The 17,177-nt window shown below is 66.4% G+C and carries 15 protein-coding genes; 7 read left to right on the forward strand and 8 right to left on the reverse strand.

Annotated features, from left to right (window positions below; all coding sequences use genetic code 11):
- Positions 1–144: 144 nt before the first annotated feature.
- The 8 genes from tsf to VZ068_RS07925 all read right to left on the reverse strand — a co-directional run bounded on the left by tsf (position 145) and on the right by VZ068_RS07925 (position 8,218).
- Positions 145–1,023 carry a translation elongation factor Ts gene (gene tsf / locus VZ068_RS07890; protein WP_349657351.1) on the reverse strand — a complete coding sequence of 293 codons (879 nt, stop codon included), beginning with the start codon at positions 1,021–1,023 and terminating at the stop codon, positions 145–147.
- Between the two features lie 170 nt (positions 1,024–1,193).
- Positions 1,194–2,006, reverse strand: a complete 813-nt coding sequence (gene rpsB / locus VZ068_RS07895) for a 30S ribosomal protein S2 (protein WP_046963032.1) — start codon at positions 2,004–2,006, stop codon at positions 1,194–1,196.
- A gap of 391 nt (positions 2,007–2,397) precedes the next feature.
- Positions 2,398–3,105 (reverse strand): fimbria/pilus periplasmic chaperone, encoded by a 708-nt coding sequence (locus VZ068_RS07900; protein WP_259153495.1) that lies wholly within the window; start codon positions 3,103–3,105, stop codon positions 2,398–2,400.
- Between the two features lie 2 nt (positions 3,106–3,107).
- Positions 3,108–3,440 (reverse strand): hypothetical protein, encoded by a 333-nt coding sequence (locus tag VZ068_RS07905; protein ID WP_259153496.1) that lies wholly within the window; start codon positions 3,438–3,440, stop codon positions 3,108–3,110.
- A 48-nt stretch (positions 3,441–3,488) separates the two neighbouring features.
- Positions 3,489–4,523: a spore coat U domain-containing protein gene (locus VZ068_RS07910; protein WP_259165644.1), complete on the reverse strand. Its 1,035-nt coding sequence runs from the start codon at positions 4,521–4,523 to the stop codon at positions 3,489–3,491.
- Positions 4,520–6,871, reverse strand: a complete 2,352-nt coding sequence (locus tag VZ068_RS07915; RefSeq protein WP_259165642.1) for a fimbria/pilus outer membrane usher protein — start codon at positions 6,869–6,871, stop codon at positions 4,520–4,522. The genes VZ068_RS07910 and VZ068_RS07915 overlap by 4 nt, the downstream gene beginning before the upstream one ends.
- Positions 6,872–6,887: 16 nt before the next feature.
- Positions 6,888–7,658, reverse strand: coding sequence for a molecular chaperone (locus tag VZ068_RS07920; RefSeq protein ID WP_349657352.1), 771 nt, complete (start codon positions 7,656–7,658; stop codon positions 6,888–6,890).
- An 8-nt stretch (positions 7,659–7,666) separates the two neighbouring features.
- A complete protein-coding gene (locus tag VZ068_RS07925) occupies positions 7,667–8,218 on the reverse strand; it encodes a spore coat U domain-containing protein (RefSeq protein WP_024940365.1) in 552 nt (183 codons plus the stop codon).
- Between the two features lie 291 nt (positions 8,219–8,509).
- Between VZ068_RS07925 and map the strand changes: the two genes are divergently transcribed.
- The 7 genes from map (at position 8,510) to asnB (ending at position 17,133) form a co-directional block, all read left to right on the forward strand.
- A complete protein-coding gene (gene map / locus VZ068_RS07930) occupies positions 8,510–9,286 on the forward strand; it encodes a type I methionyl aminopeptidase (RefSeq protein WP_046963027.1) in 777 nt (258 codons plus the stop codon).
- Complete coding sequence (locus tag VZ068_RS07935) at positions 9,283–11,892, forward strand: [protein-PII] uridylyltransferase (RefSeq protein ID WP_259165622.1); 2,610 nt, start codon at positions 9,283–9,285, stop codon at positions 11,890–11,892. Before map ends, VZ068_RS07935 begins: the two co-directional genes overlap by 4 nt.
- 18 nt (positions 11,893–11,910) lie before the next feature.
- Positions 11,911–13,077, forward strand: coding sequence for a 2,3,4,5-tetrahydropyridine-2,6-dicarboxylate N-succinyltransferase (gene dapD / locus VZ068_RS07940; RefSeq protein ID WP_349657353.1), 1,167 nt, complete (start codon positions 11,911–11,913; stop codon positions 13,075–13,077).
- Complete coding sequence (locus VZ068_RS07945) at positions 13,074–13,547, forward strand: hypothetical protein (protein ID WP_349657354.1); 474 nt, start codon at positions 13,074–13,076, stop codon at positions 13,545–13,547. The genes dapD and VZ068_RS07945 overlap by 4 nt, the downstream gene beginning before the upstream one ends.
- Positions 13,544–13,900, forward strand: coding sequence for an arsenate reductase (locus tag VZ068_RS07950; protein ID WP_046963024.1), 357 nt, complete (start codon positions 13,544–13,546; stop codon positions 13,898–13,900). The genes VZ068_RS07945 and VZ068_RS07950 overlap by 4 nt, the downstream gene beginning before the upstream one ends.
- A 111-nt stretch (positions 13,901–14,011) precedes the next feature.
- Positions 14,012–15,142 carry a succinyl-diaminopimelate desuccinylase gene (dapE, locus tag VZ068_RS07955; protein ID WP_349657355.1) on the forward strand — a complete coding sequence of 377 codons (1,131 nt, stop codon included), beginning with the start codon at positions 14,012–14,014 and terminating at the stop codon, positions 15,140–15,142.
- A gap of 296 nt (positions 15,143–15,438) precedes the next feature.
- Entirely contained in the window at positions 15,439–17,133 is a 1,695-nt protein-coding gene (gene asnB / locus VZ068_RS07960) for an asparagine synthase B (RefSeq protein WP_259165584.1), read from the forward strand.
- The last annotated feature ends 44 nt before the right edge of the window (positions 17,134–17,177 follow it).

Consider the following 17,177-nt stretch of genomic DNA (forward strand, 5'->3'; position numbering starts at 1 on the left):
CCCGACGACATCTATAGCGTCGAGGCCGGCTGAAGCCGCGACGGATGCGTGCGCTTCAGTTTGCTGCGTGTGGATGCGGCGCGCAGTGGAAGGCAAAAAAAAAGCCGCGGCATGGCCGCGGCTTTCTTCACGCTGTGGCGAAGATCAGGCCAGGCCAGCCTGCTTCATCACTTCGGCGGCGTAGTCTTCCACCACCCTCTCGATGCCTTCGCCAACGGCCAGGCGCTGGAAGCCGATCACCTCGGCGCCAGCGGCCTTGACGGCCTGCTCGACGGTCTGATCGGTGTTCAGCACGTACGGCTGGCCGTACAGCGTCACTTCGTTGACGATCTTGCTGATCTTGCCGCTGATGATCTTTTCCAGGATTTCGGCCGGCTTGGACTTGTCCTTCTCGGACATCTTGGCCAGTTCGATTTCCTTTTCCTTGGCGACAAACTCGGCCGGAACGTCGGATGCCTTGACGTGCGGCGGGTTCATGGCAGCGATGTGCATCGCAATGCCGCGCGCCAGTTCGATGTCGCCGCCCTTCAGCTCGACCAGCACGCCGATGCGGCCGCCGTGCACATAGGCTGCGACGTTGTTGGCGCTGTCGACACGGACCAGGCGACGCACCTGCAGGTTCTCGCCGACCTTGGCGATGACCGCAGCGCGACGCTCTTCGATGGTTTCGCCGCTGTCCAGCTTGACGCTCTTCAGCGCATCGGTATCGGCCACGTCGGAATTCAGTGCGGCATTGGCGACGACTTCGGTGAAGGCCAGGAAGTTCTCATCCTTGGCGACGAAGTCGGTCTCGGAATTGACTTCGACCAGCACGGCCTTGCCGCCGGCCTGTGCGGTGGCGATGCGGCCTTCGGCGGCAACGCGGTCAGCCTTCTTGTCGGCCTTGGCCAGGCCCGACTTGCGCAGCCACTCGGCCGCAGCGTCGATGTCGCCAGCGTTTTCGACGAGTGCCTTCTTGCACTCCATCATGCCGGCGCCGGTGCGCTCGCGCAGTTCCTTGACCAGGGAAGCAGTGATTTCCATGGAATTACCTCGTATGGACGAATGCGTACGGCGGAAGTGTTCCGCCAGAGAGGAGACGGTGCAGCGTGCGCGCCGTCCCCGTAAGAATTTTGGGTGGCCTCAGCGACGGGGCGCGATGGACCCGCCGGGGCTGCGGCCGCCCAGCATGGAGCGACCGCATGGCATGCCGATTACTCGGCAGCCGGTGCCGCAGGTGCGTCGGCCTTCTTGTCGGCCTTCTTGGCCGGAGCGCGACGGCCCTTGCCTTCGTCGCCGGCTTCGGCCGAGAACTCTTCTTCGCGAACCGACGCCGAGTTCGGCGCAGCAGCCTTGCCTTCCAGCACGGCATCGGCGGCGGCACGTGCGTACAGCTGCACGGCGCGGATGGCGTCGTCGTTACCCGGGATGGCGTAGTCGACCAGGGCCGGATCGTAGTTGGTATCGACCACTGCGATCACCGGGATGCCGAGCTTCTTGGCTTCCTTGATGGCGATGTCTTCATGGCCGATGTCGATCACGAAGATCGCGTCGGGCAGGCGGTTCATTTCCTTGATGCCGCCCAGCGAGGCGTCCAGCTTCTCGCGCTCGCGACGCAGGCCCAGCACTTCGTGCTTGACCAGCTTTTCGAAGGTGCCGTCGGTTTCAGCGGCTTCCAGTTCCTTCAGGCGGGCAACCGACTGCTTGACGGTGCGGAAGTTGGTCAGCGTGCCGCCCAGCCAGCGCTGGGTCATGAACGGCATGTTGCAACGCTCGGCTTCTTCCTTGATCGACTCGCGCGCGCTGCGCTTGGTGCCCAGGAACAGCACGGTGCCGCGCTTCTGCGCGATCGACGACAGGAAGTTCATCGCGTCGTTGAAGAGCGGAACGGTCTTCTCGAGGTTGATGATGTGGATCTTGCCGCGTGCGCCGAAGATGTACGGCGCCATCTTGGGGTTCCAGTAGCGGGTCTGGTGGCCGAAATGGACGCCGGCTTCCAGCATCTGACGCATGGTGACTTGGGGCATTGAAGTAACTCCGTAAGAGCGGAATCGCCGTGCGCGGCCTGGACTTTGAAGGGTCCGCACATGGATGCGCGGGCTGTTGCGAGGCACTCGCATCAAAACGCACATGATTCCGGGGTTGGGCTTCCCTGTCGCCTCCGTGACGAACCCCTTGTGGGGGCACCCCGGCACGGATGGCGGCGGCAGGTGTGAATTCGTCGATGACGTCCGACGTGGACGGCGCGATGCGTGAAAGACGCACAACAGCCGGCGGAGTATAGCCGGCTGGACGGGGCGGTGCAATTGGGTGGGGCGGGAATCGGGAATCGGGAAAGCCTAGTGCCTTGAGCATCCGCGAGCGAAACCTGCAGCTACCGCGATGCGCCGTACCAATTCCCCATTCCCTATTCCCCATTCATGGCTCGAGTGCCAGCGTAGTCTCGATGTCGCTGTTGATGCGCGCCACGAAGCGGCCATTGCCAACCGGCAGGTCGGCGGGCAGCGGCCAGTGGCGGGTCTGGCCCGGCAGCACGTAACCGGCGAGGTCGTCGCGGATGCGGCGGCGGGTGCCACCGGCATCGATGTAGGCCAGGTCGGCCAGCCTGGCATGGCCTGGCCCGGCGTTGCGGATTTGCAGTGCGCGGCCGCTGCCGTGGCCGGAGAGACTGGCCTGCAGTGCCGGGTGCGGGTCGCCCGGTTGGCTGGGCAGGGCGAATACCGGCGTGGAGTACCGCAACAGTTCGCTATCGCTGCCGGTGGCATGCTGGGTGACCACCAGCCGGTAGCTGTCCTCGGTCTGCACCGGGCCGGGGCCGAGGCGGATCACCCGCAGCAGCTGCCGGCCTTGTGGAGGAATTTCGAAATGCGCCGGGCTGACGGTGGCGGCGGCGGTCGGTTCGAGCAGCTCGCGGTCGCCGTCCTGGCGCCAGCGGTAGAGCTTGGCGTCGGCGCGCCACGGCAGTGCCGCCTGGTTGTACAGCCAGACGGTGGCCTGGTCGTTGTCGGCGGGAATGCGCGCGGTCGTCGGGGCGATCGCGATCTCGGCGCCAGCGGCGCTGCCCGCGATGGACAGGCCGGCCAACGCCAGCGTCAGCAGGCAGCGACAGGGGCGGGGCGCGGCCATGCTCAGAACGCGATCGTGGTCATGCGCGCGCTGCCGGCAGGCGCAGGCCCGGCAAGTGCGCTGGCATCCTGCCCGGTGCTGGTGACGGTCGGGGCTTCGGCGGTGCTGGCTGGCGGGGCGATCGCCATCGGCGTGCCTTTGGAGCAGCTGGCGCGCGGCGGCGCAGTGCGCAGCTCGCAACCGCTCAGCAGCCGCAGTCCGATGTGCAGGGTGAAGTTCTCCGGGCCGCGGGCGGTGGCCGGGCTGGCCGCGGTCGAGGTCGCGGTGCAGACGAGGGCGGCCAGCGTCAGGCGCTTGAGCGAGGTGACCAGCGTCATGAAGGCAATCGTTTGCATTGGAGACGTAACAAATAGCGACGTCCCCGATGCGAACTTTATTAACTGTCAGTAAGTGATGGAGACGGTCACCGTGTCGTTGTAGGCGCCTGCAATGGGCTGCTGCGGTGCCGGCGCGCGGCCATGGACGGTCACCGTCTGCGCCAGTCCGTTGCCGGTGCCGCTGAGCGTGTCGACGCCAATGCTGGTGCCCCAGCGGTTGCCGCGGCCGGCATCCCGGTACAGCTCATAGGTAATGTAGTTGGCACTGCTGGCATGGCGCATGCGCCGGGTGCTGCCGCTGGCATTGATGCCGTCGCCCAGCCCGATGTTCCAGGCGGTGCGGTTGGTGCACGACAGGCTGATGGTGGAGGTACGGTCGATGGCGGTATCGATGGTGCCGGCGATGCTGCCGAAATCCAGGTCGGTGGTGACATAGGTATTGCAGCGGGCCGGCACGTTGGCCGAGGCGGTGAACGGAAACGCGTTGCTGGCGGTCTTGGCGCCGCTGCCGCCGGCCGTGCAGCTGCTCGGTGCCGGCGGGATGCCGATGATGCTTTCGTTGTAGGAGTAGCGCAGTACGGTGTCGGCCCCGCCGAAACTGCTGGTGTGGTTGCCCACCGACAGGATCTGGTTGGCCGGAATCCGCCCGTAGACGGTGATGGTGGTCGTCTGCGAGCCGCCGGTAATCACCGGGACGCCGTAGGACAGCGTCAGCAGGCGCGGCGAAGGCGTCGTGGATCCGGTGGCGCCCCAGACCTGGGTGCGCGTGGCCTCGCTGTAGATCTGGAAGTCCAGGCTGTCGCTGGTGGGGTTGAGCATGCGGCGCGGTGCATACAGCCCGTTGCTGGCGCTGCCCGGCCCGAGGTCCAGGCACAGACTCACCTGCGCATAGCCCAGCACGCTGAGCGCGGCGGTCGCGCAGGAGACGTTGAGCGTTGCCACCGCGTCGGTGGTGCCGTTGGCCGCCACATTGCCGAATGCCAGCGGCGTGCCCAGGGTGACGCTGCAGGTGGTGTCCGCGCGCGCGTCCTGGCCGGGGACAAGCCATAACGTGGCGATCGCCAGCGCAAGCAGCAGGCGCCAGAGCGCGAGCGGACTCATGGGGTTTTCCGCTCGGGGACGCAGGGCAGCGGGCCGACCCGCGGGATGCCGCCGGGGTTGGCCGGGTAGGTGAACCGCGCGCTGCAGCGGCCAGCGGGCAGCTCGACCAGGATGCGGTTGTCGATCTGCAGGTTGTCCAGATAGGTTTCGCCGTCGTAGCCGACCACCACGCGTTCGGCATCGCCTTCGCGCTGCACCACGCTGCCGACCGGCAACGGTACGCCCTGGGCGTCGTGCAGCACGATCATGGCCGCGCGTACCCGGGTGATGCCGAAGCGCACCGCCACCCCGGACTGCTGGCGCGGGGTCACCGCGGTATCGACGCGGTCCACGCGCAGGTCCGCCGGCAGGTTCAGGGTGTCGATGGACAACTGGTTGCGCTGCCATGACTGCAGCGGGGTGACCAGCAGCATCCCGCGCGCGTCGGTGACGCCGATCAGGCGATTCTCCAGCCGCACCGGAATGCCGGGCTGGCCGTCGGTGGACACTACCGCGAAGGCATCCTGGATGTCGCGTGCGGCAAAGCCGCTGCCGTTCATCCACACCAGGCTGCCGCTGGCGCTGGCATAGCCGAAGTTGTCGCCATCCTGGTTGGCGACGCCGAGGTTGTAGCGGCCGATGCGGTTCAACCACCCCAGTTCTGCCAGGCCGCCGTTGGCGTCGTCGCCGGCACGCCCCTGCAGCCGCCAGCCGACCCCGCCCAGGTCGCCGTCGCCGGGCAGCGGCTGGCTGAGGTCGGCCACGAACCCGGTGCGGTTGCCGTTGCGCTGCATCGATGCGCTGGCCTGGCGCAACTCGCCGAATGTGGTCGACAGCGACAGGTACAGGCTGCGGTCGCTGCGCACATCCAGGTTCTGGTTGCCGGACAGGTTGGCCGCCCAGTTGCGCCCGAAATTGCGCGACCAGAACAGGCTCGCGTAACGCGAGGTGTCGCCTTGCGGGTAGCTCAGTCGCACATAGCTGGTGCCGAGCGAGCCGATCGGATTGACGTTGACGCCGAACGCCACGCGGTCGCTGATGCGCGCCGGCAACGCGCCCTGCAGTGCGCCCAGGTCGCGATAGTCGCCGTGGGTGCGCTGGGTGCCGGCGGTGAGGTTGAAGCGACGGTTGTTCCAGGCATAGCCCAGCACGTACTGGCCACCGCGCAGCGCATCCATCCGGCTATGCGCGTAGGCGACGTTGGCAACGCCGCCCACGCCGAGCAGCCACACACCGCCGGCACCGGCATTGACCACGCCGCCGCCGGCCTCGGCATGCGCTTCGATGGTGAAGTCTTCGCGCAGGCCTTTGCGCAGCGTGGCGCTGGCGACCGTGCGCGAGGCATAGGAAAACGAGCGCACGCCGTAGTCCTGGCGCAGATGGCCGATGCCGGCCGACCACTCGGAAATGCCGCGCGCCAGCAGTTGCGGCGTGCCATAGAACGCGAAGTCCAGCCGGCGCACCTGGCCGAACGCGTCGGTCACCACGATCTGCGCCTGTCCGGTGCCGCTGATGCCTGGTTGCGCGGCCAGCTGGAACGGGCCGGCCGGCACCTGGCCGCTGTACTGGCGCAGGCCATCGACGTAGAGCTCCACGGTCGAGGGCACCACCGCCTCGCCCAGGAAGCTGGGCGTGGGGGTCAGCACGCGATACGGCTGCAAGGCGTAATTGCGGCCGATCTGCACACCGCCCAGGCGGATCGAGCGGCTCCAGTCGACAAAGCCGCTGTAGAAATCGCCGACCGTCAGGCTGGTGGCGCTGTCGGGGAAGTCCATCTGCCAGGCGCTGTCCAGGCGCACCGCCTCGCTGCGCCAGCGCTGGTCCTGCGGGCGGTCGTAGGCCAGGAACACCGCAGTGGTGTCGACCATGCCGCGGCCGATGCCGAAGCCGCGCAATTCGGTCGCCAGCGACACGCTGCTGGCCCCGGCATTGCGCGTGGCATAGAAGTCGTAGTTGAGCAGCATGCCCGGCGAGGCGGTGGCGCTGGGCGGTGCGACCTGTTCGGCCTTGAGCACCGTGGTGGAGAGCGACAGCTGCGCCAGCGGTACCTGCAGTGCCAGCCGCTGCAGCGCGGCGTCGTAGCGCACTTCCACGTCGGGCAGGCGATCCAGGTCGACCAGCTCGCTGGCGGCGCGGTCGGCCAGGATGAAGCCCAGCTTGCGCAGCGTCTCGACCGAGCCGCGCAGGTGGCCGTCCACCAGTTCGAACGGTGCCAGGCCGCGGTCGGCCTGATTGAGGGTGACATCCAGGTACAGCGTCTGCGGCAGGGCCGCCACGTTTTGCGGGGCCTGGTCGGGAAGTGGCGCCACGTCGGCCAGATCGGCGGGCGCGGCATGGGCCAGGCAGGTGGCGGTCGCAAGCAGCGTCATCGCCAGCCGGCCCGCATCACGGCGCTGCTGGCGCGGCCAGCAAGGTGCGTTCGTCCGCCTCACCATTGATCCTTGCGATGATGGTGCCGCGGCCGAACTGGGCCAGCGGCGCGCCCAGCGACCAGCGCATGGTCTGGCCGGGCAGGACATAGCCCACCAGCCCGTTCAATGCGGTCTTGGTCGTGCCATCGACCCGATGCTGCAGGTCGGCGACCTGGGCGTGGCCGTCGCCGGTGTTGCTGATCTGGATCTGCGCATTGCCATCGCTGCCGGCAATCACCTGCGTGCTCAAGGTCGGCATGGAGTCGGTCTTGCCCGGTGGCAGCAGGAAGATCGGTACCGAATAGCGCAGCACGAACTGCATGCCCTTGCGATCCGCATCGGCGTTGGGCAATTCGTCGACGATGATCCGGTAGCAGGCCTCCTCGCTGGTGGGCGCAGGCCCTGCGCGAATCACCCGGATCAGCTGGCGCTCGCCGGCGGCCAGCGTGCGCATCGGCGGGCTGATCAGCAGTTCCTGGGTCGGGTCGAGCTGATCCTTGCCGTCGCGCTGGGTCCAGCGATACGCGCGGGTCTGCACCTGTACCGGCGCGCTGCCGCTGTTGCTCAGCCATAGCCCGTCGGCCGACTGCTGGGCGCTCAGCGTCAGCGAGGTCGGTGCCAGCTGCAGGCTGGCCGCATGCGCCGGCTGCAGCGGCAAGCCGCTGCCAAGCGCCAGCGTCAGGGCCAGTCCGGCGCTGGTCAGCCAGGCCGGCGTCCGGTACTGCAGGGGGTGGTGCAATGGCATGCGCGCGCTCAATAGACGATCGTGGCGGTGATGGTGTCTTGGTAGGTACCGGTCGCGGGATTGTTGGCCGACGGGTTGGTCACGCGGCCGTAGACCGGGTAGACCTGGTTGATGCCGGTGGCGGTGCGGCTCAGCGTATTGGTGCCGGTGGTGCTGCCCCACACCGTGCTGCGGCCCAGATCCTGGTACAGCTGGTAGGCGATGAAGTTGTTGGTGGTGACCAGCGCATCGGTGTTCTTCATGCGGCGGGTGGTGACGTCGTTGGCGGTGCCGGCATTGCTGCCCGCGCTCAATGCGATGTTGTACGGCGTCAGCGCGGTGCACTGTGCGGTCACGCTGCCGTTGGCGTCGGCATTGGCGGTCGAGGTGGACAGCACCGAGCCGAAGTCGACGTCTGTCGCGGAGGCTGCCGTGATCGTGCAGGCCTTGGTGACGGCGATCTTGACATTGAATGTGGTGGTATCTGCTGCACTGGCAACGCCAATGGTCGAGAGCAGGCCGAGGGACAGCAGGACAGGGCGGACAGTACGCATGGACATTTCCTTGACCGGTCTGGTCATTGATGACGCGACAACTCGTCGCCCTGCCTCCAATGCATCAGCTGTGCCAAAGATTACCCTGAATGGTTTGGCTATCTCGCTGTTTATCCTGCGATTCTGCGCGAAATTGCGATGTCTTTCGGATGACTTCGCTCAGAGATTTCTTGACGCGGATGGCAGTGCGTCACACATGAATACGCGGTACCGTCAGTTTCCTGTTGCCCGGTCCGTTTCGACGGGCTGGGCGTCCAGGATGAAAAAACGCCCGCACAGGCCGTTCAGATTCAGCCCGAATCGGCGATAATCGCTGTCATGAGCGTCAATCTGAAAACCAAAGAAGAAATCGAACTGATGCGCGTCGCCGGCCGTCTGGCCGCCGAGGTGCTCGACATCGTGGGCCCGCACGTCAAGCCGGGCGTGACCACTGCCGAGCTGGACCGCATCTGCCACGACCACATCGTTAACGTGCAGGGCACCATTCCTGCCAACGTCGGCTATCGCGGCTTTCCCAAGAGCGTGTGCACCTCGGTCAACAACGTGATTTGCCACGGCATTCCGAGCGCGGCCAAGGTCCTGAAGGACGGCGATATCGTCAATATCGATGTCACCGTGATCAAGGACGGCTGGCATGGCGACACCAGCCGCATGTACTACGTCGGCACGCCGTCGGTGATGGCCAAGCGCCTGGTGGACACCACCTATGAAGCGATGTGGCGCGGCATCCGTGCGGTCAAGCCGGGCGCCACGCTGGGCGATGTGGGCCATGCGATCCAGAAGTTCGCCGAAGCCGAGCGCTTCAGCGTGGTGCGCGACTACTGCGGCCACGGCATCGGCAAGGTCTACCACGACGAACCGCAGGTGATGCATTACGGCCGTCCCGGCGAAGGCCTGGTGCTCAAGCCCGGCATGACCTTCACCATCGAACCGATGATCAACGAAGGCACCTATCACCATAAGACCCTGCCGGACGGCTGGACCGTGGTGACCAAGGACCGCAAGTTGTCCGCGCAGTGGGAGCACATGGTCGCGGTGACCGAAGACGGCGTGGATGTGCTGACGCTGTCGGCCAATTCGCCCGCGCCGGTATGACGGACACGCCGGCGGACCGACCCGACCCGGGCGTCGCCGGCGACGCGGAGTGGGCCGCGCAGGCCCGTCCGCTGCTGGTGCATGCCGACATGCGGCTGTGCAAGCGCTTCGATCAGGGCGAGCCGATCGAACGGCTGGTTGCGTTACGCGCACGCGCGGTCGACCAGTTGATGCGCAACGCCTGGACGCGTTGCATTCCGGCCGATAGCGGCCTGTCGTTGCATGCGGTCGGTGGGTACGGCCGCGGCGAGCTGTTTCCGCGCTCGGACGTGGACGTGCTGGTGTTGGGCGACACCGCTGCGCAGCAGCACCATGAGCAGGCGCTGGCCCGCTTGTTTGCGTTGTTGTGGGATGTGGGTCTGCCGATCAGTCATGCGGTGCGCTCGCCGGCGCAGTGCACCGCTGCGGCGATCGATCAGACCGTGCTCACCGCCCTGATCGAGTCGCGCCCATTGGTGGCCGATGGCGAAGCGCGAGCAGCGCTGGCTGCGGCGATCGCGCCGCAGTGGGTATGGCCGCCACGCGACTTCTTCCAGGCCAAGCGCGAAGAATTGCTGGCGCGGCATCAGCGGTTCGGCGATACCGCCGATAACCTCGAACCCGATATCAAGGATGGCCCGGGAGGCCTGCGCGATCTGCAGACCCTGGGCTGGATGGCGTTGCGCGCGTTCGGGGTCAAGGATCTGGAAGCCTTGGTCGGGCTGGGCCATGTCGGCTTCGATGAAGCGGCCGCGTTGCGGCGCGAGCGCGAAGAGCTGGCGCGGCTGCGGTTCGGGCTGCACATCGTGGCCAACCGGCCGGAAGAGCGGCTGCGTTTCGATTACCAAAAGACCCTGGCGCAGCGATTGGGCTTTGCCGACGACCCGGAAAGCCTGGGCGTGGAAAAAATGATGCAGCGCTTTTACCGCAGCGCTGCGTTGATCCGCCGGATCAGCGACCGGCTGCTGCAGCGCTTCGAAGAACAGTTCGACGGCGAAGCGGTACCAGAGCCGCTGGGCGACGGTTTCAGCCTGCGCCGCGGCTACCTTGCCGCCGATGCCGAGAGCTGGCCGGATGGCGATGTGCTGCAGGTGTTCGCGCTGTTTGCGCAGTGGGCGGCGCATCGCGATGTGCGCGGCCTGCATTCGTTGACCGCGCGTGCGCTGGCCGAGGTGCTGCAGCAACTGCCGGCCTACGACGTGGCCGATGCCGCCACGCGCGACCGCTTCATGGCGCTGCTGCGCGGCCCGCGCGCGGTGGAGACGCTCAATCGCATGGCGCGGCTGGGCGTGCTTGGGCAGTGGATTCCCGCCTTTGCCAGCGTATCCGGACGTATGCAGTTCGATCTGTTCCACGTCTACACGGTGGACCAGCACACGCTGATGGTGCTGCGAAACATCGCGTTGTTCGCCGCCGGCCGCGCCGACGAGCGTTTTTCGATCACCCACGAAGTCTGGCCGCGCCTGCGCAAGCCGGAATTGCTGCTGCTGGCCGGGTTGTTTCACGACATCGCCAAGGGCCGCGGCGGAGACCATTCCGAGCTGGGCGCGGTCGATGCGCGTGCATTCTGTCTTGCGCACCGGTTGAGCGAAGGCGATACCCAACTGGTGACCTGGCTGGTGGAGCAGCACTTGCGCATGTCGGTCACCGCGCAAAAGCAGGACATCTCCGACCCGGAGGTGATCCATCGTTTCGCCACCCTGGTCGGCACGCGCGAGCGGCTGGATTATCTGTATCTGCTGACCTGCGCCGATATCGCCGGCACCAGCCCCAAACTGTGGAACGCGTGGAAGGACCGCCTGCTGGCGGACCTGTATTTCGCGGCGCGGCGCGCGCTGCGCGAGGGCCTGGAACATCCGCCGCCGCGCGAAGAGCGGCTGCGCGAAGCGCGTGACTCCGCGCGCGCGCTGATGCAGGCGCAAGGGCATGACGATGCCACCATCGACCGCCAGTTCGCCGGCATGCCGGACGAAAACTTCCTGCGCTTCCGTCCCGAGCAGCTCGCCTGGCAGGCCGTCTCGCTGATCGAAGTGCAGATTGGCCAGACCCTGGTCAAGGCGCGGCGTGCGGTGCCGGACAACGACGCGCTGGAACTGTTCGTCTATTCGCCGGACCGCGATGGACTGTTTTCGGCGATCGTGGCCACCCTGGATCGCAAGGGTTACGGCATCCACCGCGCGCGCGTGCTGGATGCGCCGCACGATGCGATCTTCGACGTGTTCGAAGTGCTGCCGCAGGAAGGCTATGCCGATGGCGATCCGCAGCGTCTTGCCGCAGCGCTACGGCAGGTGCTGGCCGGCGACCTGCAAAAAGTGCGGCCATCGCGGCGTGCGGTGCCGCGCCAGTTGCGGCATTTCCGCTTCGCGCCGCGCGTGGAGTTCAGCGAAAGCGCCGGCGGCCGGCGCACCCGCATCAGTCTGGTCGCCCCCGATCGCCCCGGCCTGCTGGCCGATGTGGCGTATGTCCTGCGCATGCAGCACCTGCGCGTGCACGATGCGCGCATCGCCACCTTTGGCGAGCGTGCGGAAGATCAGTTCCAGATCACCGACGAGCACGATCGCCCGTTGTCCGAATCCGCCCGGCAGGCCCTGCGCGATGCGTTGTGCGCCTGTCTCGACCCCGCCTAGTACGACCGGAGACTCCCCATGGCCACCACCAAGAAGACCGCGCGCAAGCCCGGCGCCACCACCGCCAGCGCCGCACCCAAGCGCGCAGCCACCTCCACCGCCAAGGCCGCCAAGACGTCCGCAGCAGGCACGGCCAAGCCGGTAGCGAGCGTCGGCAAGAAGGGTGCCGTCAAGACGGCTGCGCTCAAGAAAGCCGCTGTAAATAAGACCGCTGCAAAGACCGCAGCCGGCGCGCCGCGTGTGGCCAGACAAGCGACTGGCGTGGTGTCGGCGCCGACTGCAAGGAAGGCCGCCGCCGCGAAGAAACTGTCCATTGCCGAGCAGGCCTTGCACAGCGCTGCAACCCAGGTGGGCAGCGATGAACTCAGGTTCGGCATCGAAAGCGCCTTCGAGCGTCGCGCCACCTTGACCATGGACGAGATCGACGGGTCTACCCGCGCCATCGTCAATCGCGTCATCGACGGCCTGGAAAGTGGCGAGTTCCGCGTCGCCGAGCCGGACGGGCAGGGCGGCTGGACCGTCAACGAGTGGCTGAAGAAGGCCGTGCTGCTGTATTTCCGTGTCAACGAGATGGCGGTGATCGACGCGCAGCCGGCGCCGTTCTGGGACAAGGTGGAATCGCGCTTTGCCGGCTTCCATGAAGCGCAGTTCCGCAAGGCCGGCGTGCGCGTGGTGCCCGGCGCGGTCGCGCGGCGCGGCACCTATTTCGGCAAGGATGTGGTGCTGATGCCGAGCTTCACCAACATCGGTGCCTATGTCGGCGAAGGCACCATGGTCGATACCTGGGCCACGGTGGGATCGTGCGCGCAGATCGGCAAGCACTGCCATCTGTCCGGCGGTGCCGGCATCGGTGGCGTGCTCGAGCCGCTGCAGGCCAGCCCGACCATCATCGAAGACCACTGCTTTATCGGTGCGCGTTCGGAAGTGGTCGAAGGCGTGGTCATCGGCCACCACAGTGTGATCGGCATGGGCGTGTTCATTTCGCAGAGCACGCGCATCTACAACCGCGCCACCGGCGAGATCTCCTACGGCTATGTGCCGCCGTATAGCGTGGTGGTATCCGGCCAGCTGCCGTCCAAGGACGGCTCGCATTCGCTGTATTGCGCAGTGATCGTCAAGCAGGTCGATGCCAGGACGCGCAGCAAGACCAGCGTCAACGAACTGTTGCGCGGTTTGGCCGATTGAGTGCCGCACACGCGCCCGCCGGCACGCTGCTGTCGCGTCCGGCCAGTGGCTGGATGCGGTGGGGCATCCCGGCCCTGTGGCTGGGATGGGCTGCGGTCTATGTGATGGGCTCGCTGGTGCGGGACGGCGTCCCGCACCAGCTGGATGGGCTGCGCTGGCTGGCGCCTGTCGCGCTGGTGGGGCTGACCGTGCGGCACCTCGTGTCATGCAGGCGGTGGGCGCAGGTGCGCGATGCCGGCGATGCGCTGGAGATCACCCGGCAGGGGCGATCGCAGCGCGTGGACCTTGCGCAATTGCGTGCGGCCGTTCCTGCCTGGCTGCTCCCGCCGATGCGGCTGGCATTGAAATTCCACGGTGAGCGCACTCAGGTGGTGTTCCTTCCCGCACACGGGCTGGACCCCGCCGAGTTGGCCACCACCTTGCTGGCGCGTGCGGGCGCGCGCCAGGCAGTTGAAGAGAGCACGACATGACCACGCTATATGGATTGAAGAACTGCGATACCTGCAAGAAAGCCACCAAGTGGCTGGACCGCTTCGGTGTCGCCTATACGTTTGTGGATTACCGCGACAACAAGCCGTCGCCGGAGACGCTGCTGGAGTGGGCCGGCAAGGCCGGCGGATTCGATGCCTTGATCAACAAGTCGTCCACCACCTGGCGGCAGTTGCCCGACAACAAGAAGGCGCCCGGCTCGGAGGCGGAGTGGAAGCTGCTGCTGCGCGAGTATCCGCAACTGATTCGTCGTCCGGTAGTGGTGAGTGACGATGGAGCCCTGACCCAGGGCTTTTCCGATAACGGCTTCAAGCAGCGCTTCGGCGTCGGCTGAGTCGCGCAGCTGCATGCAGACTGCGGCGACGCTGCAGGCCTGCGCCTGCTGTTTCGATGGTGCAGGATCAACTCACGCCGCCAGCGGCGGCCTCCACGCAGGTGATGTTCCATGAGCGATGTACTGGATTTGACCCGCGATCTGATTGCACGCGCGTCGGTAACGCCGGTCGACGCCGGATGCCAGGCAATGCTCGCGCAACGTCTGGATGCGGCCGGTTTCCGCTGCGAACACCTGCGCCTGGGCGAGGTCGACAATCTATGGGCCACCCACGGTAGCGGCGCGCCGGTGCTCGTGCTGCTCGGGCATACCGATGTGGTGCCGCCCGGCCCGCGCGAGGCGTGGACCAGCGATCCGTTCGATCCGCAGATCCGCGATGGCGTGCTGTACGGGCGCGGCGCGGCCGACATGAAGGGCAGCGTGGCTGCGTTCGTGGTGGCGGCCGAACAGTTCGTCGCTGCGCATCCGCAGCACCCAGGCACGCTCGCGGTGCTGCTGACCAGCGACGAAGAGGGCGATGCCATCGATGGTGTGCGGCACGTGGCACGGCTGTTCGCCGAGCGTGGCCAGCAGATCGATTGGTGCATCACCGGAGAGCCATCCTCCACCGAGCGGCTGGGCGATCTGCTGCGGGTTGGCCGCCGCGGCAGCCTGTCCGGCACGCTGGTCGTCAACGGCGTGCAGGGCCACGTGGCGTATCCGCACAAGGCACGCAACCCGATCCACCTGGCGGCACCGGCGCTGGCCGAACTGATCGCGCGCCGCTGGGACGAGGGCTTCGAAAGTTTCCCGCCCACCAGCCTGCAGATTTCCAATATCCATGCCGGCACCGGCGCCAACAATGTGATCCCCGGCGAGCTGCAGGTCGCCTTCAACCTGCGCTACACCCCGCATTGGGATGCGCCGCGTCTGGAGGCGGAAATCACCGCAGTGCTGGAGCGCCATGCACTGGATTACAGATTGCGCTGGCACCGCAGCGGCGAGCCGTTCTACACGCCGGAGGGGCGCCTGCGCAGTGTCGCGCGCGAGGTGCTGGGCCAGTTTGCCGGGGGACCACCTGAGGAGAGCACCGGCGGCGGCACCTCCGATGCGCGCTTCATCGCCCCGCTTGGCGCGCAATGCATCGAGGTCGGCCCGGTCAACGCGTCGATCCACCAGGTCGACGAGCATGTGCGCGTGGCCGACCTGGAGGCGCTGCCGTCGCTGTATCGCACGCTTGTCGAGCGCTTGTTGATCGGTTGAGCAGGCGCTGCGCCGCCGTCGTTGCCGCTGAAACAGTTGCGCCAGCGAAAACGAACGGTTAGCGTCGGCTGCATGGTCATCCGCTTCGCCAACGTCAATAACGCCAACCGCAACACGCTGCGCGCGAATAATCGTGCGCGGTCGATGCGGGTCTGCGACTAGGCGAAGTAAAACCAAACGCCCAGGAATCAGAAAACCCGCATCGGCCGATGCGGGTTTTTTTTTTGGGCGTCACTTGCATGCAGCATGCTCATCCATCGGCCATCCATCCCCGCAGTTTCATCAGGAGTGTTTCCATGTGTTCCATCTTCGGCATTTTCGGCCTGCAACCCGGCGACGATCTGCAGGCCCTGCGCCGGCAGGCGCTGGAATGTTCGCAGCGGCAGCGGCATCGCGGTCCGGACTGGAGCGGTGTGTATGTCGACACCGGTGCGATCCTGGTGCACGAGCGGTTGGCCATCGTCGATCCGGCTGGCGGCTCGCAGCCATTGCTCTCCGAAGATGGACAGCTCGCATTGGCGGTGAATGGCGAAATCTACAACCATCGTGAACTCAAGCAGGAACTGGTGCAGCCGTACGCCTTCCAGACCGGCTCCGATTGCGAGGTGATCAACGCGCTGTATCGCGAAGATGCGCCGGCCTCCTATCTCAACCGCCTCAACGGCATCTTCGCGTTCGCACTGTGGGACAAGGCGGCAGGGCGGGTGATCATCGCGCGCGATCCGATCGGCGTGGTGCCGCTGTACTGGGGCCACGATCGCGAAGGCCGGCTACGTGTGGCCTCCGAGCTGAAGTCGCTGGTGGACGATTGCGCCGATGCGGCGCAGTTTCCGCCCGGCCATTGGTACGACAGCGCCACCGGTGCATTGAGCCGTTACTACGAGCGCTCCTGGCGCGAATACGCCGAAGTGGAAGGCGTGCAGGTGCAGTTGCAGGAGTTGCGCGAGGCCTTCGAGCGCGCGGTGCACCGTCAGCTGATGACCGACGTGCCGTATGGCGTGTTGCTGTCCGGCGGGCTGGATTCTTCGCTGGTCGCAGCCGTTGCCGCGCGCTATGCACGGCACCGCATCGAAGAAAACGACACCACCGAAGCGTGGTGGCCGCGCCTGCATTCGTTCGCAATCGGCTTGAAGGGCTCGCCGGACCTGGCCGCCGCCGAGGTGGCCGCCGCGGCGTTGGGGACCGTGCATCATGGGTTCGAGTACAGCTTCGAAGAAGGCCTGGACGCGTTGCCGGAAGTGATCCGCCATATCGAAACCTACGACGTCACCACCATTCGTGCGTCCACGCCGATGTTTTTGCTGGCGCGGCGGATCAAGGCGATGGGCGTGAAGATGGTGCTGTCGGGCGAAGGCAGCGATGAAATCTTCGGCGGCTATCTGTATTTCCACAAGGCGCCGAATGCGCGCGAGTTCCATGAAGAGCTGGTGCGCAAGCTCGACGCGCTCAACAACTACGATTGCCTGCGCGCCAACAAGTCGATGATGGCCTGGGGCGTGGAGCCGCGCGTGCCGTTCCTGGATCGCGAGTTCCTGGACGTGGCCATGCGCATGGATGCCAGCTTCAAGATGATCGACAAGACCAGCACTGGCGCCACGCGCATGGAAAAGGGCGTGTTGCGCGAAGCCTTCGCCGGCTACCTGCCCGAATCGATCCTGTGGCGGCAGAAGGAGCAGTTCAGCGATGGCGTGGGTTATGGCTGGATCGATGGACTCAAGGCGCATGCCGCCGCGCATGTGAGCGACCGCGAGTTGGCCGCGGCCGACCGGCGTTTCCCGGTCAATCCGCCACAGACCAAGGAAGCGTATTTCTATCGCAGCCTGTTCGAGCAGTTCTTCCCGAGCCAGGCGGCCGCGGAAACCGTGCCCGGCGGCAAGTCGATTGCGTGCTCGTCGCCGACCGCGATTGCCTGGGATGCCAGTTTCGCGGCGATGGCCGACCCGTCGGGTCGTGCGATCGCCGGCGTGCACGAACAGGCACTGGCCTCGTAACGCATGGTGCAGGAACAGCGGCCGGCTTGCGCGGCCGGCCGCTG

The sequence above is a fragment of the Xanthomonas sp. 10-10 genome, from assembly GCF_040182365.1.
Lineage (GTDB): Bacteria > Pseudomonadota > Gammaproteobacteria > Xanthomonadales > Xanthomonadaceae > Xanthomonas > Xanthomonas arboricola_F.